Here is a 25,687-nt window from a genome sequence, read left to right as displayed (position 1 = left end):
CGCCGGGACCGACACGTCGAACGCGTCAGGCGTTCGAGTCCGTCCCGTCGGCAGTGAACGACAGCGTGTCGGGGTCGCTGAACCCGTTCGGGTCCCCGCTGTTTGGACCGGAAGCGAGCAGGACGATGATGTTGATCTCGACCTCTTCACCAGCACCGAGCGTGATCGAGCCGCCGTCATCCAGCCGGACCGGACTCCCGCTGGACGGCTGGGCGAAGATCTGGAGGGTGTCCTCGTAGCCGCCGTTCCAGTCCGGGGAGTCGTCGATCAGCAGCTCGAACTCCTCGCCGGTCGTGTTCTGCACCCGGAAGACGTCGTCCAGCCGGGTGTCCATGTTGGGGTTCAGGCGGTCGATCGTGACCGTCAGCTGGCTCACACCCTGCCCGCCTTCCCAGCCTCCGCTGACCGCTTCAGTGGAGGCGTACTGACTGGTCGGTCTCAGCTTCAGGTACGCGTTCTGGTCACTGGCGACGTCGAGCGTCATCGACCGGTCGCCGTTCATGTACGCACCTTCGAACGCGCTCGTGCCGATCGTCGCTGCGGTCCCTGCCGAGAGGGCCCCGAGGCCCACGAGGAATTTGCGTCGTTTCATTGTTGTCTCCTGTCGCACGCCCGCCGGCGACGCCACGTCGACAGACGACCGGTCCCGGGGCGGGCGTGCTTGTCCACACCCAGCCCTGCCACCCCCATTGTATCAAGCAAGCTGAAGGTGATTCAGGGGCGGGCGGAAAACCGCCGCCCGGCATCAGGCTCCGACAGAAACCGAGTAGCCGGCTGTTTCCGGCCCGTAGTCAGCTGGTAACGAGTTGTTAGTCGCCCTGTATCTAAGCAGAACGCAATCGAATGATATACGCAACCAATGATTGACAATCGGGGGAGTACGTCGAGTCTGGCGTGGGGGCGTCGACTCGGAAACGGGGGATGCTGGCGACCCGGGGACCCATGAGCGCGACGGGGGTGGGTCGGAAATCGGAGGGCGAGGGCCCGGCGATTCCCGACGAGCAGCGCAGCTGGCGCGACGAGGCCTTCGACCTGTTGAGCAATCACCGCCGTCGGTTCGCACTCCGGCACCTCCAGCGAAACGGCGAGCGGGCGGAACTGGGCGAGCTGGCCGAGCGGGTGGCGGCCTGGGAGAACGGGACGAGCGTGCGGGAGGTCTCGGCCGACGAGCGAAAGCGCGTGTACACCTCCCTCCAGCAGGTGCACCTCCCGCGGATGGACGAGACCGGCATCGTCGAGTTCGACGACCGGGCCGGCGTCGTCACGCTCGGGCCGGCCGCCGAGGACCTGGACCTCTACCTGGAGGTCGTCGAGGGCCGGGACGTCCCCTGGAGCCAGTACTACCTCCTCCTGGGCACGGCCAACGCGGGCGTGCTCGGCGCAGGCTACGCCGGGCTCCCCTTCTTCGGGAGCGTCCCCGACATCGCTCTCGGCGTGTTCGTCCTGACGACGTTTCTCGTCTCCGCGCTCGTCCACGCCTACTACGGCCGGACGGAGATGCGCCTCGGCACCAGTAGCAGCCCTCCGGAGGTGGAGCGATGAACCGGTTGCGGAGGCTCGGCGTCGTCGCCATCGCCACCCTGGTCCTCCTCACGACGGGCACCGGCGGGGTCGCGACGATCTCCGGCGACCGCTCAGTCGAACTGGCGGTCGCCGACGAGGGCGAAGCGTACGTCGGCGCCGAGCCCGCCGAGCCGACAGTCGGCGCCGGCCCTCCCGAGGACGTGGTCGTCCTGACACTCACGAACCGGTTCGAGCAACCCCTGACTGTCGACGTCACTGTGCGGGGGGACGGTCCGACCCCACCGGTCCTACAGGGGTACGACGCCCCGGACCATCTCGGCACGGGGGAGGCAGCGGCTGTGACTGCGACGGTCAACTGTGACGCCTCGCCCGGCACCGACACCGAAACGTGGACCGTCGGTGTCAGTGCCACCGGTGACGACGTCAGCGTCGACACCACCCGGACGGTCACCGTCGCCTGCACGGGCGGGGGCAAGGGATGACCGCGGACGGGCCGGTACCTCAGAGGTCCCGCACGGACGCGACGGCCTCGTCGATGGTCGGCGCGTCGAAGACCTCCCGGCCGACGTAGGCGTTCGTGCCTGCGCAGTAGAGGTCGCGGGCGACGCCGAGGACGTGGTTCTCCAGCGGGTCGGGCGCGCGGTCACACAGCCCCTTCCAGTCGGCGACGCCGCGCCGGTCGGCCTCCGCTTTGGCCGCGCCCACGGCCTCGACCCACCCCGGCTGGGTCCGCTTGTGGTACTGCCGGAGCACCTCCTTGGAGACCTGCTGGCCGTCGTAGGAAAAGCGGTTCTCGTCGAAGGTGCCGACGACGTCAGCGACCAGCAGGTCGCCGTCGTGGTAGACACACTCGATCTTCCCGTCCTGGTGGACGAACCCGGTCTCCGCGGCGCGCTCGGTCACGACGCGGTTGACCTCGCGGGCCAGCGCCTCGAGTTCCGCGAGCTCTGCGGCGCCCGCGATCCGGTCGGCCTCGGCGGGGTCGAGATACCGGTCCTGCTCCTCGTACTTCGTGGAGAACTCCACGACCGCCTCCGGCAGGTCCACTGCCCCCTCGGGCCACGCCCCGTGGTCGAGACCGTGCTCGCCCGGTTCCGTCCGCGAGCGCAACGACGACCCGGCCCCCACGCGGTTCCGGAAGACAACCTCCAGGGGGACGACGTAGTTCGACCCCGCAGCCTCGTGGTAGGCGTCGTAGTCGTACCCCTCGCGCTCGTCGAAGGGAAGGTCAGGGACCTGCGCCAGGTCGATGGCCATCTCGCGTGGTGCGACCCCGTGGTCCAGGGCCGTGTCGACATCTAGCGGCTCGCCATCTATGACGACTCCCCGGTAGTGGGTCGGGATGCCCGCCGCCTCCAGCAACTCGAAGTTGAACGCCCCCATCGTGCACAGCGAGGCGCCCTTGTCGGGGATCTCGTCGGGCATCTTCCCCCAGTCGAAGACGCTGTAGTCGTCGGTGAACCGGAAGCTCCCGCGGCCGAGGGCCTCCGGGGTGGCGGGCTCCTCGACGCGAAAGTCCTTGACGCTGGTCATACCCCCAGGTCGCCCGTCCGGACAAGAAACGTTCCGGTCTCTCTCTGATGGCGTGGTTGGGCGGGTAATTCTGAGAGCGAGACTGCCCAGAACAGCAAGAAAGCCGCCCCCCCTTTCAACCCCGCCCGACCTGGATAGTCGGGCCGGGCGCGCGCTGTCGCGGCTCCGGCCGCGACGAGCACCGTGCGAGGGATGAGCGACTGAGCGAAGCGAAGGAGCGAATCGGCTGGGGAGGCACGTGGCGTCGGGCGGGACTGAAAGGGGCGAGGCGTTCGACGACGGCGGCTGACGCAAGCACCGCAGGCCGGAGGCCGAGGAGCGCAGCGAGGCCCCCGAGTCGAACGTCCCGGGGCTTTCATGGAGGTCCGGGAGTACGCGAGGGGCAACCTCCCGACCCCGAGTCGAACGTCCCGGGGCTTTCATGCTGTGTAGAGTGGAGCGCGGCGTCTACCTCAGCCCACTACCGATAGAAAGAGTGGCTCCACTTCGGTCGACTCAGCCCTCGAAAAAGTCGAGCAGTCGGTCCGTCACCGCCCGCGCGGACTCGACGTGGGCGAGGTGGCGACCCTCGACGGCGAGACACTCCCCGCGGGGCAGATCCGCGGCGAGTTCCCGGGCGGCGGCCTCGGGGACGACCGGGTCGTCGACCCCCCGGAAAACGAGCGTCGGCGCGGTCACCTCGTACAGCGACACTCCGGCAAAGTCCAGCCAGGCCGCGGCCTGCGCCTCGAACCCCCCGCTATCGGCGTCGTCCGCGGCACGCCACTCACACATGCGGTCGAGGACCTCGGGGTTCGATTCCCGGAAGGCCGGCGAGAGCGCACCCTCCAGGGATGAGCGGCAGGCGTCCCCGTCGCCGGGCGGGGCGTACAGAGCCCGCAGCGCCGCCTCGTCGACGGCCTCGCCGGTCGGAGCGGTCCCGAACAGCGCGAGGCGGCGGCTGCGGTCGTACTCGTGGGCGTGGGCGAGCGCGACCGCCCCGCCCAGCCCGGCGCCGACGAGGTGGACACCCGCGAGGCCCGCGTCGGCGAGCACCGCCTCCAGGTCCGCAGCAAGCGTCGCCACGTCGTAGGGCCCCGCCGGCGCGTCCGACCGGCCGGTGCCGCGGTGGTCGTAGACGACGGTCTCGTGAGGGCCCGTAACGCGCGATTGAAAGCTCCACTGCCAGGCGCCGTAGCCGGCGTCGCCGACGAAGGCGACGGGCTCGCGGTCGCCGTGGCCCGCTCCCCGCACCTCGTAGTAGAGTTCGACGCCGTCGCGGACTGTGCGCGGCATTCAGGCGTTCAGCTTCCGCTTGAGGATGTCGGGCGCCTCCCCGAGCGCCTCCTCGAGCGCGTCGGCGTCGGGACCGCCGCCCTGCGCGAAGTCGGGCGGGCCGCCGCCGCCGCCGCCGACCCGGGCAGCGAGTTCGCCAACGACCTCGCCGGCGTCGACGCCGACGCCGTCCGGGACCGCGACGACGAACTGCGCGCCATCAACCGCAGAACCCAGCACCGCGACTGTTCCCTCTTCGACCAGGGCGTTGGCGGTCGCGCGGAGTTCGTCCATGTCGCCGTCCAGGCGCTGGACGACGGCAGTGGTGCCTCCGAGGTCCACCTCCTCGCCGGCGTCCCCGCCGCTCGCGCGGGCGTCCGCCAGGTCCTCCTTGAGCTGTTCGATGCGCTTGCCCCGCTCTTTCCACTCCTCGAAGAAGCGGCGGGCGGTCCCGGGCACCTCCGCCGGGCTGACGTCGAGCACCTCCGCAGCCTCGTAGAGGGCGTTCTCGGTCTCCTGGGTGGCCTCGATCGCGGCCTCGCCGGCCGCGTAGGTCAGCCGGACCACGCCGTCCTGAACGCGCTCGGTCCCCAGCAGCTTGATCGCGCCGATGTCGCCGGTCCGGGAGACGTGCGTGCCGCCACAGGCCTGGGTGTCGGCGTCGACGGAGATGAGCCGGACCTCTTCGCCGGCGGGGATCCCGCCCTGGTAGATGTCGAAGCCGTACCGCTCCTCGGCCTCGTTGCGCTCGAGCCACTCCTGGGTGACCGCCGTGTTCTCCCGCACCACCTCGTTGGCGACGCGTTCGATGGCCTCGACCTCCTCGCGGGAGACCGACCGGTAGTGCTCGACGTCGAGCCGGGCGCTGTCGGTGTGTTTCTGCGCGCCGGCCTGGCGGATGTGCTCGCCGAGCACCTGCCGGGCGGCGTGGCCGACGATGTGGGTCGCGGTGTGGTGTTGCATCAGCCGGCGGCGCCGGTCGCCGTCGACCTGCCCGCGGACGAACTCCCCCTTGCCGGGGTCGCCGTCACACCGGTGGAGGATGACCCCCTCCTCGACCTGAACGTCGGTGACGTCGACGGTCACGTCGCCGTCCTGGGTGGCCAGCGTCCCGTGGTCGGCGGGCTGGCCACCCCCCTCCGGGTAGAACATCGTCTGGTCCAGGACGACATCGTAGACCGTCTCTCCCACGTCGACCTCACTGTCGTCCTCGTCCTCGCCGCTCTCGACCTCACGCTCGAAGACGTCCAGCACGACCGCCTCGAAGGAGGTCCGTTCCTGGTCCTCGTAGTAGAGCTGGTCGGTCTCCGGGAGGTCGGAGACGTCGACCGCCTCGCCCGCGCCCGCGTCGGCCTCGGCCTCGCCGCCACCGTGGCGACCGGCCACCTGCGAGTAGAAGTCGTCTGGCACGTCCACGTCGACGCCGTGGTCGGCGGCGATCTCCGCGACCATCTCCGGCTGGATGCCGTGAGAGTCGTACAGCTCCACCAGCTCCTCGGTCGGGATCGTGCCGCCCTGGCGGGCGTACTCCTCGGCGAGGCTCTCGACGCGTCTGGTCCCGCGCTCGAGGGTCTCGCGGTACTTTTCGAGTTCGGTCCGGACGACGTCCCGGACGGTGTCGCGGTTCTCGTAGCCCAGCCGCTCGGCCTGCATGTCCACCAGCTCGTCCAGCGGGGCGTCCACGCCGACGGTGTCCGCGAGGCGTTTGGTCCGGCGGAGCACCATCCGCGCCAGGTAGCCCGTCCCGACGTTCGAGGGGACGATCCCGTCACCCAGCATGTAGGCGAGCGTCCGGGAGTGGTCGGCGATGGCGTAGACCTGCTCCAGGGGCTCGACGAGCCCGCGCAGCTCCCCGACGTCGACGCCGAGTTCGTCGGCGATCTCCCCGCGTGCGGCCTCCACGTCGTCGACGTCGTCGATGTCCAGCTGGCCGGAGAGGCGGGCGGCGTCGTTGACGAGCGCCTCCTCGTCGGCCGAGTAGTCGAGGCCGGCGTTCTCCCGGAGGAAGTCGAGCATCTCGGGGTAGACGGCCTCGTAGACGGTGGGGGTCCCCTGGCTCATCCAGGTCCACCGTTCCAGCCCGTAGCCGGTGTCGATCACCCGGCGGTCCATCCGGCTGTACGTGTTGCCGTCTTTCATCTCGTAGTCGCCGTCGGGGTCCTGCTCGAACTGCATGAACACGAGGGTGGCCAGCTCCAGACCTCTGTAGATCACCTCGAAGGCCGGCCCGGCGTTGCCCCCGCCGACCCACGGGTCCTCGATGAACGTGACCTCCTCGATGTCGGCGCCGAGCTCCTCGAGCAGGCCGACGCAGTACTCCACGCACTCCTCTTTCCAGTATATCTCGCCCTCGTAGGCGTAGCCGGCGCCCTCCTCGGCGTTGAACGCGTGGTGGCCCATCATCTCGAAGGCCATCGTGTGGCGGCCGGTCTTGCCGACGTTGTCGATGTCCTGCATCCGGATACACGGTTGCGAGACCGCCAGCGGGTTCGCCGGCGGGGGCGACCGCCCGGAGGTGACGTGGGGCTGGAAGTCGTAGATCGACGCCTGAGTCAGCAGGACGTCGTCGCGCCAGCGGTTGGCGGCGACGGGGTAGGGGTCGATCCGCCCGTGGCCGCGCTCCTCGAAAAAGGACAGAAAGGCCTCCCGCATCTCCTCCAGGGTGAGCTCCTCCGCGAAGCCCGGCTCGTCGATGAAGCTGTACTGCTCGCAGGGGGGCTCCCCGCAGGTCTCGCGGCCCCCGTCGCGGGTCCAGAAGTGGTCCCCACACGACACACACTCCCGGCGCTGGAAGCCGTGCTCCGCGAAGTAGTCCAGTCGGTACTCCTCCTCGAGGTCGCTCATTCGTTGCCCTACTCTGGCTCAGGAATCCGTATAACAGTTCCGAAGGCCGTGGATCCGCGTCGCGTGCCGGGGGACTACTCCTCGAGCGCCAGCGACGCCAGAAGCGCCTCGAGCTGGATGCGCTCGTTCGCTCCCTCGGTGATCCGGTAGTCGGCCTCGCCGATGCGTTCGAGCACCCGCACCGCGGCCTCGTCGCCCAGGTCGTACTCCCAGACCGAGCGGTGGAGCTGGTCGATGATGTCCCCGCCGGCGATCCCCTCCTCGGTGAGCAACTCGTCCAGCCGCGCCCGCGCGGCCGTGAACTCCCCATCGAGTGCGAGCGTGACCATCTCGCGGATCTCCTCTGGCCGGGCGGTGCTGGTGACCGCGAACACGGCCTCCTCGTCGACCAGTTCGCCCGTCACCGCGGCGGCCTGGAGCCCGTTGATGGCCTTGCGCATGTCGCCGTCGGCGGCGTACACGAGGGCGTCGACGCCGTCGTCGGTCACCTCGATGCCCTCGGTGTCGGCCACCTTCCGGACCTGCGCCGCGACGGCCTCGTCGGGCAGCGGCGAGAACCGGAACACCGCACACCGCGACTGGATCGGGTCGATGATCTGCGAGGAGTAGTTACACGAGAGAATGAAGCGGACGTTGTTCGAGAACTGCTCCATCGTCCGGCGGAGTGCTGCCTGGGCGTCGGAGGTGAGGGCGTCGGCCTCGTCGAGGAAGATGATCCGGTAGTCCGCGCCGCCGAAGGAGGTACGGGCGAAAGATTTGATCCGGTCGCGGACCACGTCGATGCCGCGCTCGTCGGAGGCGTTGAGCTCGAGGAAATGGTCCGACCAGTCCTCGCCGTAGAGTTCCTTGGCGATCGCCATCGCGGCGGTTGTCTTGCCGACGCCCGCCGGGCCAGAAAATAACATATGTGATAATTCATTTTTATTAACATAGCTCTGGAGCCGTTCGGTGATCGTTTCCTGGCCCACGATCTCGGCGAGCCGCTGTGGGCGGTACTTCTCCAGCCAGATCTCCTCGCGCCCCCCGCTGTCGGCGTCGGCCTCGGCCTCGCTCATACCCACGGGGTGGCTCGGGGCGGGCATAAACCCCGCGAGACCGAGGCCAGACACCTGTCCGCGGCGGGGGCAGCGCGGGGGCCTAAGGGGACGCGACACGCTGAAGCCGCTCCGCTGCCGAGCAGCGGGTATGCCAACCGTCGCCGTCGACTTTGCGGGCGAGGGGGTCCGGGAGGTCGAGGGGGAGACCTACGCCGACCTGCTCGCCCCCTTCGAAGTGAGCCGCCAGGAGGTGGCCGTGCTGGTCGACGGCAACCCCGTCCCGACCGACGTCGCCGTCCCCGAGGACGTCGACACCGTGCAGGTCGTCCGTCTCGTCGAGGGCGGGTAGAGGGGAGTGCGGACGACCGCGAAGGGGTTTTTTCCACCGCAGCCGTTCAGTCAGATATGGCCGTGTTCCTCCCGGCACTCCCGACCCCGCCGGCGGCCGGTGAGTCGCCGTGACGGCCGTCCGCGAGGCGACCGTCGCGGACCTCCCGGACGTGCTCAACGTCGTCGACGGCGCCGCTCTCCGGGTCGACGTCGACAGCCTGCGCGAGCGCATCGCCAGCGGGGACGTGCTCGTGGCCGTCGAGGAGGGCCGGGTGCTGGGGACGCTCGTCCTCGACGGCGACCGTATCGCCGCGGTCGCGGTGCGGCGGGGCCGCCGCGACCAGGGGATCGGGACCGCGCTGGTCGAGGCCGCCGCCGACCGCCGCGACCGGCTGGTCGCGGAGTTCGACGCCCGCGTCCGGCCGTTCTGGGAATCGCTGGGGTTCGACATCGAGCCCGCCGACGAGCCCGACCGGTACCGCGGGGTCCTGCGCGCCGGGACCGGGTAGCCCTACACGTGGGGGGCGACGAGGTCCCGGCCGGCAGCCAGGAGCTCCTCGACCCGTTCCTGACTCGTGGCCTCGGCGTAGACACGCATCTTCGGCTCGGTCCCGGACGGTCGGACCAGCAGCCAGGTCCCGTCCGCGAGCGCGACTTTGAACCCGTCGACCGTGTTGACCTCCTCGACGGGCGTCCCGGCCACCTCGTCGCCGATGCCCTCCTCCAGCGCGTCCAGGATCCCCGGCTTGCGGTCGTCGGGGCAGTCGACGCTGACGCGGTCCTGGTGGACCTCGCCGTGGGTCTCGAACAGGTCGTCGACGCGCGCGTCGAGCGGGCGTTCGCTCGCGGCGGCGGCCACGAGCAGCGCGAGGAGGACGCCGTCCTTGTTGCGGAGGTGGGCGGTGACGCCGAAGCCGCCGCTCTCCTCGCCGCCGGCGAGCGCATCGTGCTCGGCCATCGCCTCGGCGACCCACTTGAAGCCGACCGCCGTCTCGTGGACGGCCTGGCCGTGGGCCGCGGCGACTCGGTCCACCAGGCTAGAGGTCGAGACCGTCCGGACGACGTCGCCGGCGTCGTCCTCCAGCAGGAACTCGTAGAGGACCGCCAGGAGGACGTTCGGGTCGAGAAATCCGCGTTCGGGGGTGACGATACCCAGCCGGTCGGCGTCGCCGTCGTTGACGACTCCGAGGCCCGCTTCCCCGGAGGTGACCCGCCCGACCAGCTGCTCGGTCCGCTCGGGGACCGGCTCCGGTGCGCTGCCGCCGAAGTCGGGGTCGCGGTCACACCGCAGGCGGGTGACGTCGGCGCCCGCCCGTGAGAGCAGGCGGTCGGTCACGCCGCGCCCGCTGCCGTGCATCGCGTCGTAGACCACCGACAGCCCCGACAGATCCGCCCCGGCAAAGTCCAGGGCGTGCTCGACGTAGGGGCCGACCATGTCGACGTCGGTGGCGGTGCCGGCCTCGCCCTCCGGGACCGTCGGCGGGTCGTCGGCGACGGCGCCCAGCCGGCGCTCGATGTCCTCGGTGACCGCCGGCAGGGCGGGCGCGCCGTCCGTAGGAATGAACTTCACGCCATTGTACTCGGGGGGGTTGTGCGAGGCCGTTATCACGAGGCCGCCGGCACACTCTCGTGTGACGGTCCAAGCCAGCGTCGGCGTCGGGCAGTCGCGGTCGGAGAGCCGGACGTCCCGGCCGGCCGCCGTCAGCACGTCGGCCAGCGCCTCGGCGAATTCCCGGGAGCGCTCGCGGGCGTCGTAGCCGACGGCGACTGGCCCCGCCCTGTCCCCGTCGTCGAGGTGGGCGGCGACCGCCCGGCCGACCAGCCGGACGCGGGGCAGCGTGAACTCCTCGCGGGTGGCCCGCCAGCCGTCCGTCCCGAAGCTGACCGCGTCGGCGTCGTCCATACTCGCTGCTGGGCGGGGACGCCACTAAAAGACTGCCAAGCGGGAGAAATCCCGTCCGGTTGAAGGCGACACTATCTGGGGTCAGACTTGGCGCGCACGCTCCCGTGCGACTTCGGCGATGCCGGCGTTCGCCGAGCAGCTCGGGCATGCGTGGATCCGCCCGTACTCGTCGGCGAACACCCGTGCGAATCGGTCCGAGACGTGCGCACCGCAGTGGTTACATTCTGGCATCATCCGGTGCCGGCATCCTTCGCCAGCGATCGATCACACGCGGCCACGGGACATATCCTGAGTGCCAACACTGTTAGGCACGAATCCTGGCCTCTGAGCCGCCTCGGGGACGCCGCTGCGTCGCTCGCGCATGGCGTCGAACCGGCCGGCCTCGCTGGTGACGTACCCGGCGAGCCGTGCCTCCACAGCCGCCGGGCTCAACTCCCCACCTGCGACGGCGTCGGGGCTGTCATGCATGTCGGGACTACGGAGCCGGATCCCTCTTATGTGTCGGGTCCAGCCGGCCGGGAAGCGGCCGAACACCCCGTCACAGGCGCCGAGAGCGGCGATAAACGGGAAAGCTTATAACCCGTCCTCGGGAAACGGGCTCCTGTATGGCAGACCTAATCGTCAAAGCCGCCGTGAAGGAAACGCTCGACGACATGAACGTCGCCTCCGACTTCTACGATGCCCTCGACGACGAGGTCGAGGAGCTGCTCGAGGACGCTGCGGACCGCGCACAGGCCAACGACCGCAAGACCGTCCAGCCCCGCGACCTGTAAGCTGGACGCCCCGCGTTCTCGATTTTCTCCCCCCACGCCTTCAGCGTCGGCTGCGTTCACAGCCGGGCGTCAGCCGCTCAGCACCCACGCTTCGGACGCACTTTTAAGTCGCTGGCGCCGCCATCGGTGCCATGGCACGTCAGCACATGACGTACGACTACGTCGTCGTCGGTGCCGGGTCGGCGGGCTGTGTACTCGCAAACCGGCTCTCCGAGGGGAGTTCGGTGCTCCTGCTCGAGGCCGGCAAGCCCGACGACGACCGCGAGGTCAGCATGCCGGCGGGCTTTGCGACGCTGGCCGAAGAGGAAAACAGCGAGCGGGACTGGAACTACGACACCGAACCCCAGGCGGAGATGAACGGCCGGGAGCTGTACTGGCCCCGCGGGAAGACCCTGGGCGGGTCGAGTTCGATCAACGCGATGATCTACATCCGCGGCCACCCCCACGACTACGACACCTGGGCCGAGCGGGGCAACGAGGGCTGGGGCTACGAGGACGTCCTGCCGTACTTCAAGCGGGCGGAGACGCTCGATTCCCCCCGCGGGGACCCCGGCTACCACGGTACCGAGGGGCCGCTGAACGTCACCGACCCGCAGGACCCCCGGCCGCTGGCCGAGCGCTTCGTCGACGCGGCCGTCGAGGCCGGCCTCCCGCCCAACGGCGATTTCAATGGCGAGCAACAGGAGGGCGCGGGGCTGTACCACGTCACCCAGAAAGGAGGAAAACGGTGCAGCGCGGCCGACGCCTACCTCAAGCCCGTCCTCGACCGGTCGACGCTGACCGCCGAGACGGGCGCCCAGGTCACCGAAATCACCTTCGACGGCGACCGCGCGACCGGCGTCGTCTACGAGCAGGACGGGAAACGACGGGAGGCGACCGCCGACTCGGAGGTGATCCTGAGCGCCGGCGCGGTCAACTCCCCGCAACTGCTCATGCTCTCGGGCGTGGGGCCGGCCGACCACCTCGCCGAGCACGGGGTCGAGGTGACCGCCGACGTTCCGGGCGTCGGCAAGAACCTCCAGGACCACCTCTTCGCCTTTACGATCCACGAGACCACCGAGACCGACACCCTCGACGAGGCCGAAAGTCTCGTCAACCTCATCAAGTACATGCTGTTCAAGTCGGGGCCGCTGACGACGAACGTCGCCGAGTCCGGCGGGTTCACCTACGTCGACGACGGGGAGCCGGCGCCGGACCTGCAGTTTCACTTCTGTCCGGGCTTTCTGATGAACCACGGGAAGGACAACCCCGACGAGGGCCACGGCGTCTCGCTGGGCGCGACCCAGGTCCGCCCGGAGAGCCGCGGGGAGATACGGCTCCGGTCGGCCGACCCCTTCGACGACCCCGCCATCGACCCCAACTACCTCGACGAGGAGAAGGACCTGGAGGTGCTCGTCGAGGGCGTCAAGCGCGCCCGCGAGATCTTCGACACGGAGGCCTTCGCGGACGTGCTGGGACGGGAGGTCTGGCCCGGCGAGGGAGTCCAGACCGACGAGGGGATCATCGAGCACATCCGCGAGACCGCCCACACGGTCTACCACCCCGTGGGCACCTGCAAGATGGGCGACGACGACATGGCCGTCGTCGACGACCGGCTGCGGGTCCACGGCGTCGAGGGGCTGCGCGTGGTCGACGCCTCCGTGATGCCGACCATCTCCTCGGGCAACACCAACGCCCCGACGATCATGGTCGCGGAGAAGGCCGCCGACCTTGTCCGCGGCGAGACCGAACCGACCGCCGAGCCGGTGGCCGCCGACGACGACTGAACGCTCCCGGATTCACTGTTACTCCGTCCCGGGAGTGTGGACCGTCACGCCATCCCCGTCCCCAACGTGTATCTCGTCGGCCATGCCGACGAACAGACCGTGTTCGACCACGCCCGGAACGGCCGACAGCGCCCGGGAGCGACCTGCGGGGTCGTCGACCGCCCCGAAGTCACAGTCGAGCACGAGATGGCCCTCGTCGGTGACCACGGGGCCGTCCTTGCGCTCGGCACGGCGCAGGTCGGGCTCGCCGCCCTGCTCGCGGACGGCGTCGGCGACGGGCCGACGGGCGTCGGGCAGGACGGCCAGGGGGACCGGGTGGTCGAGCGCGTCGGCCAGCTTCGAGGGGTCGACGACCACCAGCAGGCGGTCGGAAGCGGCGTCGACCAGCTTCTCGCGGGTGTGGGCCGCGCCCCCGCCCTTGACGAGGTGGCCGCCGGCGACCTGGTCGGCCCCGTCGATGGCGAGGTCGGGCGTGGCCTCCGAGAGCGTCGTCAGCGGGATGCCGGCCTCGCTGGCGCGCTCGCGGGCCTGGAATGAGGTGGGGATCCCCTCGATGTCCAGGCCGGCGTCGACACGCCGGCCGAGCTTCCGGATCGCGTGGGCTGCGGTGCTTCCGGTGCCGAGTCCCACGACCATCCCGTCCTCGACGGCCTCTGCCGCGGACTCACCCGCCCGGCGTTTGGCCGCCTCGCTGCCACCACCCTTCATACCCGCCCCTGCTCGCGTGAGGGTGTAAAGCGTTCGGGGTATCAGTACGTCTCCACGTTGAGGCCGTCGATGCGTTCGAAGTGGTCGTGGTTGCGGGTGAGGACTGGCTCGTCGGCCAGCAGCGCCGTCGCACCGATTATACAGTCCTCCCGGTCGATGGTTTCGCCCCGGGACGCGAGTTCCCCGGAGAGCGTCCCTGCCTTCCGCATCACCGTCTCGTCGGCGGCGACGGCGTGTCGGGTGTCGAGCACGTCGAGTATCTTCCGTTGGCGTTCCTCCGGGACAGCCAACTGAGGGACGGCCTCGTAGAGTTCGAGAACCGTGACCGAGGCGACCTTCTCCGGGCGGTTCTCCCGTTCCAGACGCTCGAGATACCGGAGGGCGTCGGGTTCGTCGTGCAGGACGTCGACGATGAACGACGTGTCCTCGATCATTCCCCGCTCCGCAGGTCCGTGTCGAGGCGCTCGCGGCGCTCGCGGGAGCGGTCCCGTCCAGCCTCGACGATGTCCTCGAGTTCCTCCGCCTCCTCGTCGGAGAGAATGCCGGCCACTTCCGTCCACGAGCGCTCGCCCGCGAGCCGCTTGACGACGTCCGAGAAGGACTCGCCCTCCCGCTTGTGAGCCCTGAGCCGCTCGTAGGCTTCCTCGTCGAGTGAGATCGTTTTCGTCGCCATTTCAATACACAGTGGTGTGTGTACATACATAAATTCGAGGCAGAACTGGTGCCCGCGGTGCGGGCCGGCCGGGTGGATGACGAGGCCCGCGACGGGTGCGAAACGGTGAATACCGTCGCGCCCGGCCGGCCGGGTATGGACGCGGCTCTGGGTCCGCCCGCGAAGATGCGCGAGCGCCGCGAGGAGCTCACGCCGATGATGGCCCAGTACTTCGAACTCTGCGAACAGTACGACGACGCCCTCCTCCTCTTCCAGGTCGGGGACTTCTACGAGGCCTTCTGCGAGGCCGCCGAGACCGTCGCTCGGACCTGCGAGGTGACCCTCACGAAGCGGGAGGACAACACCGGCCAGTACCCGATGGCGGGCGTCCCCATCGACAACGCGGAGTCCTACATCGAGGACCTGCTCGAGGCGGGCTATCGGGTCGCGGTCGCCGACCAGGTCCAGGAGCCCGCCCAGGCCAGCGGGGTCGTCGACCGGGCGGTCACCCGCGTGGTCACGCCGGGGACGCTCACCGAGGCGGAACTCCTGGAGGGCGAGGACAACAACTACGTCGCCGCGGTCGCCGCCGGGGGCGAGCACGCCCTCGCGGTGCTCGACGTCTCGACGGGCGACTTCTACGCGACCAGTGCCCGCGACCCTGACCTGGTTGCGGACGAACTCGGCCGGTTCGAGCCCGCGGAGGCCATCGTCGGTCCCGACGCCTCGCCTGACCTGCTGAGCGAGGACTGCGTGGTCAGCCCCTACGACCCGACGGCCTTCGAGGCCGACAGCGCCCGCGGGACCCTCGAAGCCTACTTCGGCGCCCCCGGCCGGCTGCTGGGCAACGAGACCGAACTCCGGGCCTGCGGCGCGCTCCTGTCGTATGCGGAGTACGCCCGCGGGGCCGGGGAGCGGCTGGAGTATCTGAACCACCTCACCCGGTACGACCCCCGGGAGTACATGCTGCTGGACGCGGTCGCGCTCGACAGTCTGGAACTCTTCGACCGCCGGACCGTCCGCGGCCGGGACGACCTCTCGCTGGTGGAGGTGCTGGACGAGACCGCCAGCGCCCTGGGCCGGCGCCGGCTCACCGACTGGCTGCGCCGCCCGCTGGTCGACCCCGACCGGATCGCCGCCCGCCACGACGCCGTCGGCGAACTCCGGGGGGCGGTCGAGCACCGCGAGCGCCTGCACGACCTGCTCCGGGAGGTCTACGACGTCGAGCGGCTGGTCTCCCGTGTCGGCCGCTCGCGGGCGACCGCGCGGGACCTGCGCTCGCTGAAGGAGACGCTCGACGTGGTGCCCGACGTGCGGGAGACACTCCGAAACTGTGAGGCTGACCTGCTCGTCGAGTTGCGGGAGCGGCTCGCGGACCTCTCGGACGTCCGGGGGCTCATCGGCGAGGCCGTCCGGGAGGACCCCGACCGCGAACTCACCGAGGGCGGGATAATCAAGCCCGGGTACGACGACCGGCTGGCCGAGTTGCGGGAGACCGAACGCGAGGGGAAGGCGTGGATCGACGACCTGCAGGCCCGCGAGCGCGAGCGGACGGGCATCGACTCACTGAAGGTCGGTCACAACGCCGTCCACGGCTACTACATCGAGGTGACCGACGCCAACCTCGACAGCGTCCCCGACGAGTACGAGCGCCGCCAGACGCTGAAAAACGCCGAGCGCTACTACACGCCGGAGCTCAAGGAGCGGGAAGACGAGATCCTGGGCGCCGAGAGCCGCGCCGACGACCTGGAGTACGAGCTGTTCAGCGAAGTGCGCGGCGAGGTCGCCGACGCGGCCGAGCGCCTCCAGACGGTCGCGGACGCGCTCGCGCGGCTGGACGCGCTGGTCTCCTTCGCGACCGTCGCCGCCGAGTACGGCTACTGCCGGCCGACCGTGGTCGATGGCGACCCCCACCTCGACGTCGAGGACGGGCGCCACCCGGTCGTCGAGCGCACCGAGGACGACTTCGTCCCCAACGACCTCCACCTCGATGGCGAGCACCGCGTCGCGGTCGTCACCGGCCCCAACATGAGCGGGAAATCGACCTACATGCGCCAGGCCGCCCTCATCGCGATCCTCGCCCAGGCGGGCAGCTTCGTCCCCGCGAGCGACGCCCACCTCTCGGTGCTCGACCGGGTCTTTACCAGGGTTGGCGCCAGCGACGACATCGCCGGCGGCCGGTCGACGTTCATGGTCGAGATGACCGAACTCGCCGACATCCTCCAGGGTGCGACCGAGCACTCGCTGGTCCTGCTCGACGAGGTCGGACGGGGCACGAGCACCGCCGACGGCCTCGCCATCGCGCAGGCGGTCACCGAGCACCTCCACGACGAGGTGGGGGCGCTCACGCTGTTCGCGACCCATCACCACGACCTCACGGCGGTCGCCGACGAGCTCCCGGGCGTGTTCAACCTCCACTTCCGGACCAGCCAGGACGGGGGCGAGGTGGTCTTCGAGCACGCCGTCGAGCCCGGCGCGGCCGCCGCCTCCTACGGCGTCGAGGTGGCGGGCACCGCCGGCGTGCCCGGGACGGTCGTCGACCGCGCCGCCGACCTGCTCGGCGAGTCCGGTTCCGGGAGCGAGTCCGCCACCGGGGACGAGTCCGTCGCAACCGCGACCAACGGCCACGGTTCTGGCATCAGTGGCGCGGAGGGGACAGCGGACGGCAGCGACGTCCCGAGGGCGGTCCGCGAGCGGCTCGCGGACCTGGACGTCGGGAACACCACACCACTGGAGGCGCTGAACGTGCTGGCCGAGCTGAAGGAAGAACTGGAGTAGTCAGGGCTCCAGCGAGACGAACTCCAGCCCCCGCTCGGCCAGCAGGCTGCGGGCCCGGTCGGTCACCGAGGGGGCGACGAGCACACCCCGGACGGTCGCGTCGGCGTGCAGGTCCCGCTGGAGGGCGTCGACGTAGCGGTTGAGCTGGCTCACCGCGTCCGGGCCGACCCGGCGGCGTTTGAGTTCCAGTACGACCCGGTTCCCGTCGGCGTCGACGCCGAAGACGTCGACCGCACCCGCCGGAGTCTCCCGCTCGGTCGCCCGTGGTTCGAAGCCCGCCTCCACGAGGTCGGGGTCGGCGAGGATCCGCTCTTTGAGGTCGGCCTCGGTGCCCGACAGCGAGAGGTCCTCGGGGTCCGAGCCGTCGTAGGCGGCGGCGTGGGCGACGTCCTCGAACTCGACGAGCAGGGTCTCGGCGGGCGTCTCCCGCTCGCTGCGGACGACCAGCCCCTCCTCGACGGCGACGCTGTGGGCACAGCCAGGGGGCTGCCAGTTCACCGGCTTTTGCCCCTCGTCGGTGTGGACCAGCGCGGTCCCGTCGGGCTTGAGCACCACCAGCCGGTCGCCCGGGCCGAGCGTGCTCGCCGCCCGGCCGTCGTACTCGACGGTACAGCGGCCGAAGACGACGACCGTCGCCTCCCGGTCCAGCGCCGCCGCTGCGAGGTCGCGGGCGGACTCCGCGTCGGGCGCGACTCTGCTCTCGACCCCTGTCACGTCCCGCGGTAGGACGGGCGCCCACAAAAGCCTGCAGACTCGGGACCGGCCCGGGTGGGTCGTGGCCGTCCCGGGAGGGGAACGCGGCGGCACGACGAACGCGGGTCACTCCGGCGGCGGCACGCCGTCCAGCGTCTCCCGGCCGGCGAGAGCTCCACGGAGCACCAGCGGGACGGCGGCGAGCGGGAGCCGACCAGCACTGACCGCGTCTCCGACTCGCCCTTTCAGCTCACGCCAGTCGTGCCGGAGTTTGCGGGCGTCGGCCAGCGACCGGACCCGGGCGAGCGCGCCGGCGTCCGGGTCCGCGTCCAGCCCCGCAGCCGGGAGCCCGAACCACAGCGGAAGGTAGACGCTGGCCCGGTCGCCGTCCTCGAGATAGACCGCCGACAGCCTGAGGCAGTCGAGGTCCGCGAGCCACGCCGACCTGGGAACGGCCCGCCGGGACGGCTCCCAGCCGGCGACCCGGCGTGGCGGCTGGCCGGCCTCCAGGACGGCCGACAGGGCCGCCTCGCTCCCGCCCCACTGCGCCCGGAAGCAGTCCCCGCGACCGTCCGGACGCCGCCGGACGAGGAGGGCCGGCTCAGCCACGCGGGTCACCCGTGAGTCCCATCGGGCGGTCTGGTCCCGCCACCGGACAAAAACCTCCGGCCGTGTCGACCCGTGTCTGCGCCCTGGCGGACCGGTCCGCACGCCGCTCCTCTCCGGAGAAGTGACAAAAATTCTAAGTTACTCGTGGCCGTACATTCGCATATGTCCGGGGGATGGGTCTACGGAGCCATCTTCGTGCTCGCGCTGCTGCACCTGCTGGCGCTGGCCTACGCCTACCGGAACCGTCCGGGTGCTGGCGGGGACGGGGACGCTTCCGGCAGCGACGCGTCGGCCGCCGGTGGGCCGGAAGACCACGTCCGCGGGGAGGACGTGGAGTGCCCGGAGTGTGGCGCCGTCAACGCCCGCGGCTACCGGTTCTGCCGGCGCTGCGTGGGCGAGCTCCCCGGACGGATGGGTTTCCTCGAGCGGTCCTCGCAAGCGGAGGGTCGGCGGACGCTGTGAGGGTGCCCGAGCCCGCACGCTTATAGTTGCCCCGGCCCCGTCGTGGTGTGTATGGAGTACGCGCTGGCCATCGAGAACGCCCCGGAGTCGGTCCCGGCCGGGACCGGAGTCCTGCTCGTGCACCCGAGCACGGCACAGACCGACCGGATCGACACCGATTTCCTGAAGACCGACACCGACCACCTGCTGGTGGTCTCGACCCGGACGACGGCGCGCGAGGTCGAACAGAAGCTCGAACACTACGAGGTCGACGAGGACAGCGCCACCATCCTCGACGCCATCTCCGTCGAGCGCGGCTACACCCGCCGCCAGAGCGACCGCGTCCAGTACGTCTCCGCCCCCGACAACCTCGACGCCATCGTCGACCGGGTCGAGGCGTTTCTCGACTCCCACGAGGGGAAACTCCGGGTCAGCGTCGACTCGATCACCGAGATGGTCTACTACGCCGACGAAAAGCGAGCCATCGCAGCCGTCGAGGACCTGCTCGAACTGCTCGCGGAGTACGACGCCGTCGGCCTCTTTCATCTCGCCCGCGGGGTCCACGAGGACGACACCGTCGCCTCCTTCAGCGAACTGTTCGACGGCGTCGTCGAACTCGACGAGGACGGCGCCGTGACCGCCCGGTTCTGAGCGCCAGCGCGGGCGGCTGCCGACCCCCCGCGGTCGCCTCGGCACCGCCGTTTTCCGTTTGCGGCTCCTTCCGGCCCTCATGTCCGACCCCGATGCCGAGACGGTCCGCGCAGTCGAGGTCCCGGCTCCCGGCGAGCCCTTCGAGGTCGTCGAGCGCAGCCTGCCCGAGCCCGGCCCCGGCCAGGTCCGCGTCGCCGTCGAGGCCTGCGGCGTCTGTCACAGCGACGCCAACGCCAAGGAGGGAACCCACCCGGACCTCTCGTACCCGCGGGTCCCCGGGCACGAGGTCGTCGGCCGGGTCGAGGCCGTCGGCCCCGGAGTCGACGCCTGGGAGGAGGGCGACCGCGTCGGAGCGGGCTGGCACGCCGGCCACTGCTTCACCTGCGAACCCTGCCGGCGCGGCGAGTTCCAGCAGTGTGCCAACGCCGAGATCCACGGCGTGACCGTCGACGGCGGCTACGCCGAGGCGACGCTCGTCAACAGCGCGGTGCTCGCGGCCGTTCCCGAAGAACTCGACGCTGCCGACGCCGCCCCGCTTTTGTGTGCCGGCGTCACCACCTACAACGCCCTGCGACACACCGACGCCCGGCCGGGCGACCTCGTCGCGGTCCAGGGCGTGGGCGGGCTGGGCCACCTCGGGATCCAGTACGCCCGTGCCGGCGGCTTCGAGACCGTGGCGATCTCGACGAGCCCCGACAAGGAGCCGGCAGCCCGCGAGTTCGGCGCCGACCACTTCGTCGACGCGAGCAGCGATGACCCCGGCGAGGCCCTCCGGGAGCTGGGCGGCGCGGACGTCGTCCTCGCCACGGCACCGAACGCCGACGCCATCGCCAGTGTCGTTCCGGGCCTCGACACGGACGGGGAGGTAGCCGTCGTCGGGGTGCCGGACGAGCCCGTCGAGGTCCCCGCCGGGCACCTCGTCGGGAGCCGCAGCGCCGTCCGCGGGTGGGCCTCGGGCCACGGCCGCGACTCCCAGGACGCCCTGGAGTTCAGCGCACTGCGTGACATCACCCCCGAGGTCGAGACCTTTCCCCTGGAGGAGGCGCGCGCTGCGTACGACCGGATGGACAGCGGCGAGGTGCGCTTCCGGTCGGTGATCCTGCCCTAAGAACTGTGGGGTCGGACCGTTTACGCGAGCCCGTCCGCGGCTACGAGCGCACTCGCGAGGATGGCCAGGTGCAACAGCTTCAGCCCGGCGAGTGCCAGTCCGGAGCGGTCCATGTCCTGCCTTTGCGGCGGAGGGCATTATATCCACGGCGCCGGGTCCGGGCCGACCGCCGCGGCTCAGAACTCCTCGACGTGCGGGCGCAGGTCGAGTTCGAGCGTCCACGAGGAGCGGTCCTGCTCGACCAGGTGCCAGTAGGAGTCGGCGATGGCGTCGGGGTCGAGCAGCTCGTCGGGGTCGGCGCCCGCCTCGAGCGCCGCCGGGGTAGCGATCCCGCCGTCGATGACGACGTGGGCGACGTGGACCCCCTCCGGGCCGAGTTCGCGGGCCAGCGACTCCGCCATCCCCCGGACGGCGAACTTCGCGGCGCTGAATCCCAGGGCACCCTCGCGCCCGCGGACCGCGGAGGTCGCGCCGGTGAAGATGACCGTCCCGCGGGTGCCCTCCGGCGGACCGTCCTCCTCGGTGTCGCGCATGTCCGCCAGCGCCTCCTGGGTGCAGTGGAGACTGCCGACGGGGCCGACCTCCAGGCTGTGCCGGAAGTCCGCGGGGTCGACGTCGGCGCCGTCCCAGGTGGCGCCGCTGGCGTGGTTGACGAGCACGTCGACGGGCCCGAAGGCCTCCCGGACAGTCGCGAAGGCGTCGGCGACGGCCTCGCGGTCGGTGATGTCGGCGGACGCGGCGACGGCGTCGCCGGGGTACTCGGTTCGGATGTCGGCCGCGAGCCCCTGGACGAACGACTCGGTGCGGGCGAGCAGCCCGACGTCACACCCCTCGGCGGCGAACCGGCGGGCCAGCGACGCGCCCAGACCGGGGCCGACGCCGGCGATGACGGCTGTGTGTGCCATGCCTTCCAACAGTCCCCCGAACTGAAAAGTGTGAGTTATTCTCGAACCACCAATCATTAAGACGGGGTGTCTCTACAGTTGGGGTGTATGCCGGAATGCCAGAACTGCGGTGCCTTTGTAACCGCCGACTACGCACGTGTTTTCACACCGAACGGCGTCGACAAGCCGCGGGTCTGCCCCCAGTGTGAGGACAAGATCCGCGACGGAGCCGACGTCCGACAGGCCCGGTCGACGCGACGCGGCTAGCTTACATCCCTTCTGGCGGCCGACAGCAGCGACTCCGCATCGGCGAGTAGCCCTTCAGCGCCCTCCTCCGTTCGTGCCTCGGCAGTCAGGCGCACGAGCGGCTGGGTGCCGCTGGCCCGGACGAGGGTCCACCCCTCCTCGCGCTCGACGCGCACGCCATCAAGCGTCGACACCGTCTCCTCGTCTTCCTCCCGCGTGACTCGCTCCCGAACCCTGTCCATCACCGCCGCCTTGTCCCCGACCTCGACCGACCGGCGGCGGATCGAGTAGGTTTCGACGGCCGCTGCACGCTCGGCCAGCGGCCGGTCGGCGGCCAGTTCGGCCAGCTTGCAGGCCGCCAGCGGGCCGTCGGGACACAGCGTCTCGTCCGGCCAGACCCAGGCCCCGCTGGGCTCGCCGCCGAAGGCCACGCCGGGCTCGCTGGCCGCGGCCGCGACGTGGACGTCCCCGACCGGCGTCCGCGTGACCCCGACGTCGGCCTCCTCGAGGTGGTCCGCGACCGCCAGGCTCGTGTCGACGGGCACCGCGACGGTCTCGCCGGCCTCGGCGGCGGCCCGGGCGAGTATCGCCAAGAGGACGTCACCCGAGAGGAAGTCACCGTCGGCGGTGACCGCACGCATGCGGTCGGCGTCGCCGTCGTGAGCGATGCCGAGGTCCGCGTCGGAATTGCGCACGAGGGTAGAAAGGGAGGTACAGTGCTCGGCGGTGGGTTCGCTGGGCCGGCCGGGAAAGGAGCCGTCGGGCTGGGCGTTCAGCGTCTCGACCTCGCAACCGAGGTCCTGGAGCGCCCGGGCAGTGACCCCGCCCGCCCCGTTGCCGACGTCGACGACCACGGAGAGGTCGCGGGCGGGGTCGACCGCCCCGACGAGTGCCTCGCGGTGGCGGTCGGTCGCGTTCGCGGCCGTCCGGCCGCCCAGCCCGTCCCAGGCCGCGAGGTCGGGTTCGCCGGCACGGACCCGCTCTGCGACCCGCTCGCGCATCGGCGCGTCGAAGGCCTGGCCGCTTCGCTGCCAGAGTTTGATCCCGTTGTCGGCCGGGGGATTGTGCGAAGCCGTGACCGCCGCGCCGGCGTCGGCGCCCTCCCAGGCGACGGCGCGGGCGACCGTCGGGGTCGCCGCCAGCCCCAGGTCCACGACGTCGGTTCCACACTCCCGCAGGCCGGCGGCCAGCGCGTCCGCGAGGAGCCGCCCGCTCTCGCGGGGGTCCCGGCCGACGACGACCCGGTCGGTCTCGGCGCCCAGCGCCCGGCCGACATCGAGTGCCAGCGCCGCCGTCACCTCCTCACCGACCGGCCCGCGGATGCCGCTCGTTCCGAACATACCCGCCCGGTCGGGTGCCACCCCCTTCGGTATGTCGTCTCTATCCCCGGCGGGCTCCACCGACGGCCGACCAAGGCTGAAGTCACCCGGGGGTGTACGGCGGGTATGGGAACCATCTTCGTCGCGTACGGGGGGCTGCCCGAGGAGCGAACCGCCGTGCTGGAGTTCGCGGCCGAACGCGCCGCTGCCAGCGGCGACGGCCTGTTCGTCTACCACGCCCGGGAAGTTGCGGACGAGCCCGCCCGGGACCTCGAGGCGGAGGTCCGTACGACGGTCGACCGGGTCGACCCCGACATCCCCCTGGAACTCGACCTGAACGTCGAGACCGACGACGCGGAGGCGGCCGACGTCTCGAAACAGACGCGGCTCACCGACGCCATCCTGGAGTCCGGTCGGGAGTTCGAGTACGTCGTCATGGGCGAGGTCGAACAGGGACGGATCGAGGAGCTCGTGCTCCCGAGCATGACCGAGGCCGTCCTCAACACGCACAGAGTTCCCGTCCTGCTCGTCCCCGTCTAGCCGAGGTCGGCCCGCTCGAACCGCCAGTATCCCAGCGCCAGCGGCACCAGCGTCCAGAACGCCAGCACGGCGAGCATGGCGGCGTCGCTCAGAAAGACGCTGTCGCTGGCTGCCGGTCCGCCGGGCAACAGCGACCCAACGACGCTGTCGTACAGCCGTCCGAACGCACTCGAGGGCGGGAACGACTCCAGGAAGAGAAACCAGTCCGGCTGGGCCCCGCCCTGCAAGGGGAGTTCGAGCAGGACCCGAACCGCGAGCAACAGCGGCGACCAGAGCACCACGGTCAGCACGAAGAAGGCGACCGCGAGCGCCACCGCGCGGGCCCGACTCCCGACCGATGCGGAGATACCGACCGCGATACCCACGAAGGAAACACCGAGCAGACAGGTCAACGCGGCCGTCCCGAGGACGACGTCGACCGGGACCGTCCCGTAGACGAGGAGGCTGGCGACCACCCCGAGCGCGAAGGCGAGCAGGATGCTCGCGACGACCAGCGCCGCGCGGGCGAGGAACTTCCCGAGGACGACGTCGCGCCGCGAGGGCGGGAGGCTGAGCAGGATCCGAAGCGTCCCCGACTCGCGTTCGCCCGCCACCGAGAGGTAGGCGGCGACCAGCGCGACGATAGGGACGACGGTTCCCACCGCCTGCGTGGTCGCCTCGAAGGCCAGCCGGGCCGAGAAGTTGCCCACCAGCCCCGGGATGGCGACGATCAGGACGACCAGGGCGGCGAGGACGCCGGCCACCCCCCAGACCAGGTACGCCCGGGCGGCGTTCTCGAAGTCCTTCCGGGCGACCGCGAGCCACCTCATCGTCGCTCCCCCGTATAGGCCGCGAACAGCTCTTCGAGGGAGGCTTCGCTGGTCGTGATGTCCCGGACCGTGGCGCCGGCCTCGCGGACCCGGTCGATGACTGCGACCTTCGCTGCGGGGTCGGTGCAGGTGGCGGTGACCGACGACTCGCCGAAGGAGACCCCGGAGACCCCCTCGAGTTCGGTCAGGTGGAGGTCGGTCGGGAGGGCGTCGACCTCGAGGGTGATCGTGGCGGCGGTGCCGACCTCCGCGCGGAGGCCGTCGATGGTGTCGACGGCCACGAGCGCGCCGTCGTCGATGATCCCCACCCGGTCACAGACCGCCTGGACCTGGTCGAGGATGTGCGAGGAAAAAAAGACCGTCGCGCCGCGGTCGACCTCCTCGCGGACGATGGCGCGCATCTCGCGGGCGCCGTTGGGGTCGAGCCCGTTGGTCGGCTCGTCGAGGACGAGCAGGTCGGGTTCGCCGACCAGCGCCATCCCCAGCGCGAGGCGCTGGCGCATCCCCTGGGAGTAGCCGCCGGCGTTGCGCCGGCCCGCCTCGGCGGAGAGTCCGACCCGCTCGAGTATCGCGTCGGGGTCGTCGTCGGCGTCTTTCAGGTCGACCGCGAGGTCGACGTGTGCCCGTCCGGAGAGGCGGTCGTAGAGGTCGAACCCCTCCGGAAGGACGCCGATGCGCTCGCGAACCGCGGTGCTCTCGGTCTGGGCGTCCCGACCCAGGACTGTGGCGGTGCCGGCGGTCGGCCGGACGAAATCCAGCAGGACGTCGATCGTCGTCGACTTGCCCGCGCCGTTGGGACCCAGGAAGCCGAACACCTCCCCTTCCTGTACTGTGAGGTCGAGGTCGTCGACGGCCGTGAGGCTGCCGAACCGTTTCGTGAGACTCTCCGTCCGTATCGCCGTCATGAGGGGACCATCTCGACCGACCCCTCGGTCCGGGTGGAAATAAAAGGTCGCCAGCAGCCTCGCCTGCCCGGAAAGCCGTCCTCACCCCGAACGGACGGCGGACTCAGGCCTCGATATCGACGGTGTGGGAGGACTGAACCCAGGCGTGCTCGTTGGTCCGGTCGTAGATGACTGTGTCGCCGTCGCCCGTCTCGATGGACGCGTACTGCTCGTCCCCCTCGGTCGCCTGCTCTGGTTCGCCGTTCATGTTGTATCTACGGGCTTTTGTCGCCCTTCTATTCAACATCAGCCGTATTACTGTATAAATGTATCGTTTATCGGCTTATTTTTGTTCATGTTTGTTCTATACTGACCGAGGACCCGGAGGGGCTCCGGGACCC

At 70.6% G+C, this 25,687-nt stretch carries 29 protein-coding genes; 12 read left to right on the top strand and 17 right to left on the bottom strand.

What is annotated here, in order from left to right:
* Positions 1-25: 25 nt before the first annotated feature.
* Positions 26-592 (bottom strand): hypothetical protein, encoded by a 567-nt coding sequence (locus GN153_RS16170; RefSeq protein WP_159904620.1) that lies wholly within the window; start codon positions 590-592, stop codon positions 26-28.
* Between the two features lie 350 nt (positions 593-942).
* Here GN153_RS16170 and GN153_RS16165 point away from each other — a divergent pair, with 350 nt between their 5' ends.
* Both GN153_RS16165 and GN153_RS16160 read left to right on the top strand, forming a co-directional pair.
* Positions 943-1,542, top strand: coding sequence for a DUF7344 domain-containing protein (locus GN153_RS16165; protein WP_201287936.1), 600 nt, complete (start codon positions 943-945; stop codon positions 1,540-1,542).
* A complete protein-coding gene (locus GN153_RS16160; RefSeq protein ID WP_159904618.1) occupies positions 1,539-2,006 on the top strand; it encodes a hypothetical protein in 468 nt (155 codons plus the stop codon). Before GN153_RS16165 ends, GN153_RS16160 begins: the two co-directional genes overlap by 4 nt.
* Before the next feature lie 19 nt (positions 2,007-2,025).
* Here the strand turns inward: GN153_RS16160 and GN153_RS16155 are convergent, their stop codons facing one another.
* From GN153_RS16155 to GN153_RS16140, 4 genes are all read right to left on the bottom strand, one after another.
* Positions 2,026-3,057, bottom strand: a complete 1,032-nt coding sequence (locus GN153_RS16155; protein ID WP_159904616.1) for a phosphoribosylaminoimidazolesuccinocarboxamide synthase — start codon at positions 3,055-3,057, stop codon at positions 2,026-2,028.
* A gap of 495 nt (positions 3,058-3,552) precedes the next feature.
* Entirely contained in the window at positions 3,553-4,332 is a 780-nt protein-coding gene (locus tag GN153_RS16150; RefSeq protein WP_159904614.1) for an alpha/beta fold hydrolase, read from the bottom strand.
* Positions 4,333-7,155: an alanine--tRNA ligase gene (alaS, locus tag GN153_RS16145; RefSeq protein ID WP_159904612.1), complete on the bottom strand. Its 2,823-nt coding sequence runs from the start codon at positions 7,153-7,155 to the stop codon at positions 4,333-4,335.
* Positions 7,156-7,229: 74 nt separating this feature from the next.
* The gene (locus GN153_RS16140) at positions 7,230-8,210 is read right to left on the bottom strand and encodes a replication factor C small subunit (RefSeq protein ID WP_159904610.1); all 981 of its coding nucleotides are present in this window, start codon (positions 8,208-8,210) and stop codon (positions 7,230-7,232) included.
* A gap of 130 nt (positions 8,211-8,340) precedes the next feature.
* Between GN153_RS16140 and GN153_RS16135 the strand changes: the two genes are divergently transcribed.
* Together GN153_RS16135 and GN153_RS16130 are read left to right on the top strand one after the other, a co-directional pair.
* A complete protein-coding gene (locus GN153_RS16135; protein ID WP_159904608.1) occupies positions 8,341-8,541 on the top strand; it encodes a small archaeal modifier protein 2 in 201 nt (66 codons plus the stop codon).
* A gap of 109 nt (positions 8,542-8,650) precedes the next feature.
* Complete coding sequence (locus GN153_RS16130) at positions 8,651-9,031, top strand: GNAT family N-acetyltransferase (RefSeq protein WP_159904606.1); 381 nt, start codon at positions 8,651-8,653, stop codon at positions 9,029-9,031.
* 2 nt (positions 9,032-9,033) lie between these two features.
* On the opposite strand, the gene GN153_RS16125 is transcribed toward GN153_RS16130, so the two are convergent.
* The gene (locus GN153_RS16125; RefSeq protein WP_159904604.1) at positions 9,034-10,425 is read right to left on the bottom strand and encodes a phosphoglucomutase/phosphomannomutase family protein; all 1,392 of its coding nucleotides are present in this window, start codon (positions 10,423-10,425) and stop codon (positions 9,034-9,036) included.
* A gap of 81 nt (positions 10,426-10,506) precedes the next feature.
* Positions 10,507-10,656 (bottom strand): DUF7563 family protein, encoded by a 150-nt coding sequence (locus GN153_RS17950; protein WP_449329035.1) that lies wholly within the window; start codon positions 10,654-10,656, stop codon positions 10,507-10,509.
* Positions 10,657-11,030: 374 nt separating this feature from the next.
* On the opposite strand from GN153_RS17950, the gene GN153_RS16120 reads away from it, so the two are divergent.
* The gene (locus tag GN153_RS16120) at positions 11,031-11,198 is read left to right on the top strand and encodes a DUF1931 domain-containing protein (protein WP_159904602.1); all 168 of its coding nucleotides are present in this window, start codon (positions 11,031-11,033) and stop codon (positions 11,196-11,198) included.
* A gap of 131 nt (positions 11,199-11,329) precedes the next feature.
* On the top strand, positions 11,330-12,964 hold the full coding sequence (locus tag GN153_RS16115) for a GMC family oxidoreductase (RefSeq protein WP_201287935.1): 1,635 nt from the start codon (positions 11,330-11,332) through the stop codon (positions 12,962-12,964).
* An 18-nt stretch (positions 12,965-12,982) separates the two neighbouring features.
* Here GN153_RS16115 and rpiA read toward each other — a convergent pair whose 3' ends face one another.
* From rpiA to GN153_RS16100, 3 genes are read right to left on the bottom strand one after another with little or no spacing between them, the layout of a single operon-like run.
* Positions 12,983-13,672, bottom strand: a complete 690-nt coding sequence (gene rpiA, locus GN153_RS16110; protein WP_159904600.1) for a ribose-5-phosphate isomerase RpiA — start codon at positions 13,670-13,672, stop codon at positions 12,983-12,985.
* Between the two features lie 41 nt (positions 13,673-13,713).
* A complete protein-coding gene (locus tag GN153_RS16105) occupies positions 13,714-14,106 on the bottom strand; it encodes a PIN domain-containing protein (RefSeq protein WP_159904598.1) in 393 nt (130 codons plus the stop codon).
* Complete coding sequence (locus GN153_RS16100) at positions 14,103-14,345, bottom strand: antitoxin VapB family protein (RefSeq protein WP_159904596.1); 243 nt, start codon at positions 14,343-14,345, stop codon at positions 14,103-14,105. Before GN153_RS16100 ends, GN153_RS16105 begins: the two co-directional genes overlap by 4 nt.
* A gap of 135 nt (positions 14,346-14,480) precedes the next feature.
* Between GN153_RS16100 and mutS the strand changes: the two genes are divergently transcribed.
* A complete protein-coding gene (gene mutS, locus GN153_RS16095; protein ID WP_159904594.1) occupies positions 14,481-17,102 on the top strand; it encodes a DNA mismatch repair protein MutS in 2,622 nt (873 codons plus the stop codon).
* Here mutS and nucS read toward each other — a convergent pair whose 3' ends face one another.
* The gene (nucS, locus tag GN153_RS16090; RefSeq protein WP_159904591.1) at positions 17,103-17,816 is read right to left on the bottom strand and encodes an endonuclease NucS; all 714 of its coding nucleotides are present in this window, start codon (positions 17,814-17,816) and stop codon (positions 17,103-17,105) included.
* A gap of 105 nt (positions 17,817-17,921) precedes the next feature.
* Positions 17,922-18,404, bottom strand: a complete 483-nt coding sequence (locus GN153_RS16085) for a hypothetical protein (RefSeq protein WP_159904589.1) — start codon at positions 18,402-18,404, stop codon at positions 17,922-17,924.
* A 162-nt stretch (positions 18,405-18,566) separates the two neighbouring features.
* On the opposite strand from GN153_RS16085, the gene GN153_RS16080 reads away from it, so the two are divergent.
* The 3 genes from GN153_RS16080 (at position 18,567) to GN153_RS16070 (ending at position 20,604) form a co-directional block, all read left to right on the top strand.
* Complete coding sequence (locus GN153_RS16080; protein WP_159904587.1) at positions 18,567-18,866, top strand: DUF7577 domain-containing protein; 300 nt, start codon at positions 18,567-18,569, stop codon at positions 18,864-18,866.
* 51 nt (positions 18,867-18,917) lie between these two features.
* Positions 18,918-19,496 carry a DUF7090 family protein gene (locus tag GN153_RS16075; protein ID WP_159904585.1) on the top strand — a complete coding sequence of 193 codons (579 nt, stop codon included), beginning with the start codon at positions 18,918-18,920 and terminating at the stop codon, positions 19,494-19,496.
* A gap of 79 nt (positions 19,497-19,575) precedes the next feature.
* The gene (locus GN153_RS16070; protein ID WP_159904583.1) at positions 19,576-20,604 is read left to right on the top strand and encodes an alcohol dehydrogenase; all 1,029 of its coding nucleotides are present in this window, start codon (positions 19,576-19,578) and stop codon (positions 20,602-20,604) included.
* A 176-nt stretch (positions 20,605-20,780) separates the two neighbouring features.
* On the opposite strand, the gene GN153_RS16065 is transcribed toward GN153_RS16070, so the two are convergent.
* A complete protein-coding gene (locus tag GN153_RS16065) occupies positions 20,781-21,509 on the bottom strand; it encodes an SDR family NAD(P)-dependent oxidoreductase (RefSeq protein WP_159904581.1) in 729 nt (242 codons plus the stop codon).
* 87 nt (positions 21,510-21,596) lie between these two features.
* Here GN153_RS16065 and GN153_RS17945 point away from each other — a divergent pair, with 87 nt between their 5' ends.
* Positions 21,597-21,755, top strand: a complete 159-nt coding sequence (locus GN153_RS17945; RefSeq protein ID WP_449271940.1) for a DUF7563 family protein — start codon at positions 21,597-21,599, stop codon at positions 21,753-21,755.
* Here GN153_RS17945 and glmM read toward each other — a convergent pair.
* Positions 21,752-23,074 carry a phosphoglucosamine mutase gene (glmM, locus tag GN153_RS16060; RefSeq protein WP_159904579.1) on the bottom strand — a complete coding sequence of 441 codons (1,323 nt, stop codon included), beginning with the start codon at positions 23,072-23,074 and terminating at the stop codon, positions 21,752-21,754. The two genes, GN153_RS17945 and glmM, sit on opposite strands and share 4 nt — an antisense overlap.
* Positions 23,075-23,179: 105 nt before the next feature.
* Between glmM and GN153_RS16055 the strand changes: the two genes are divergently transcribed.
* Positions 23,180-23,593, top strand: coding sequence for a universal stress protein (locus GN153_RS16055; protein WP_159904577.1), 414 nt, complete (start codon positions 23,180-23,182; stop codon positions 23,591-23,593).
* Here the strand turns inward: GN153_RS16055 and GN153_RS16050 are convergent.
* From GN153_RS16050 to GN153_RS17595, 3 genes are all read right to left on the bottom strand, one after another.
* Positions 23,590-24,402, bottom strand: coding sequence for an ABC transporter permease subunit (locus tag GN153_RS16050; protein WP_159904575.1), 813 nt, complete (start codon positions 24,400-24,402; stop codon positions 23,590-23,592). The two genes, GN153_RS16055 and GN153_RS16050, sit on opposite strands and share 4 nt — an antisense overlap.
* Positions 24,399-25,307 carry an ABC transporter ATP-binding protein gene (locus GN153_RS16045; protein ID WP_159904573.1) on the bottom strand — a complete coding sequence of 303 codons (909 nt, stop codon included), beginning with the start codon at positions 25,305-25,307 and terminating at the stop codon, positions 24,399-24,401. The genes GN153_RS16050 and GN153_RS16045 overlap by 4 nt, the downstream gene beginning before the upstream one ends.
* A 103-nt stretch (positions 25,308-25,410) precedes the next feature.
* Positions 25,411-25,554, bottom strand: coding sequence for a DUF7331 family protein (locus GN153_RS17595; protein WP_201287934.1), 144 nt, complete (start codon positions 25,552-25,554; stop codon positions 25,411-25,413).
* Between the last annotated feature and the right edge of the window lie 133 nt (positions 25,555-25,687).

The sequence above is a fragment of the Salinirussus salinus genome, assembly GCF_009831455.1.
Classification (GTDB): Archaea; Halobacteriota; Halobacteria; order Halobacteriales; family Haloarculaceae; genus Salinirussus; species Salinirussus salinus.
Note: the sequence above shows the minus strand (reverse complement) of the source record. Positions and strands in the feature narration are given on the sequence as shown.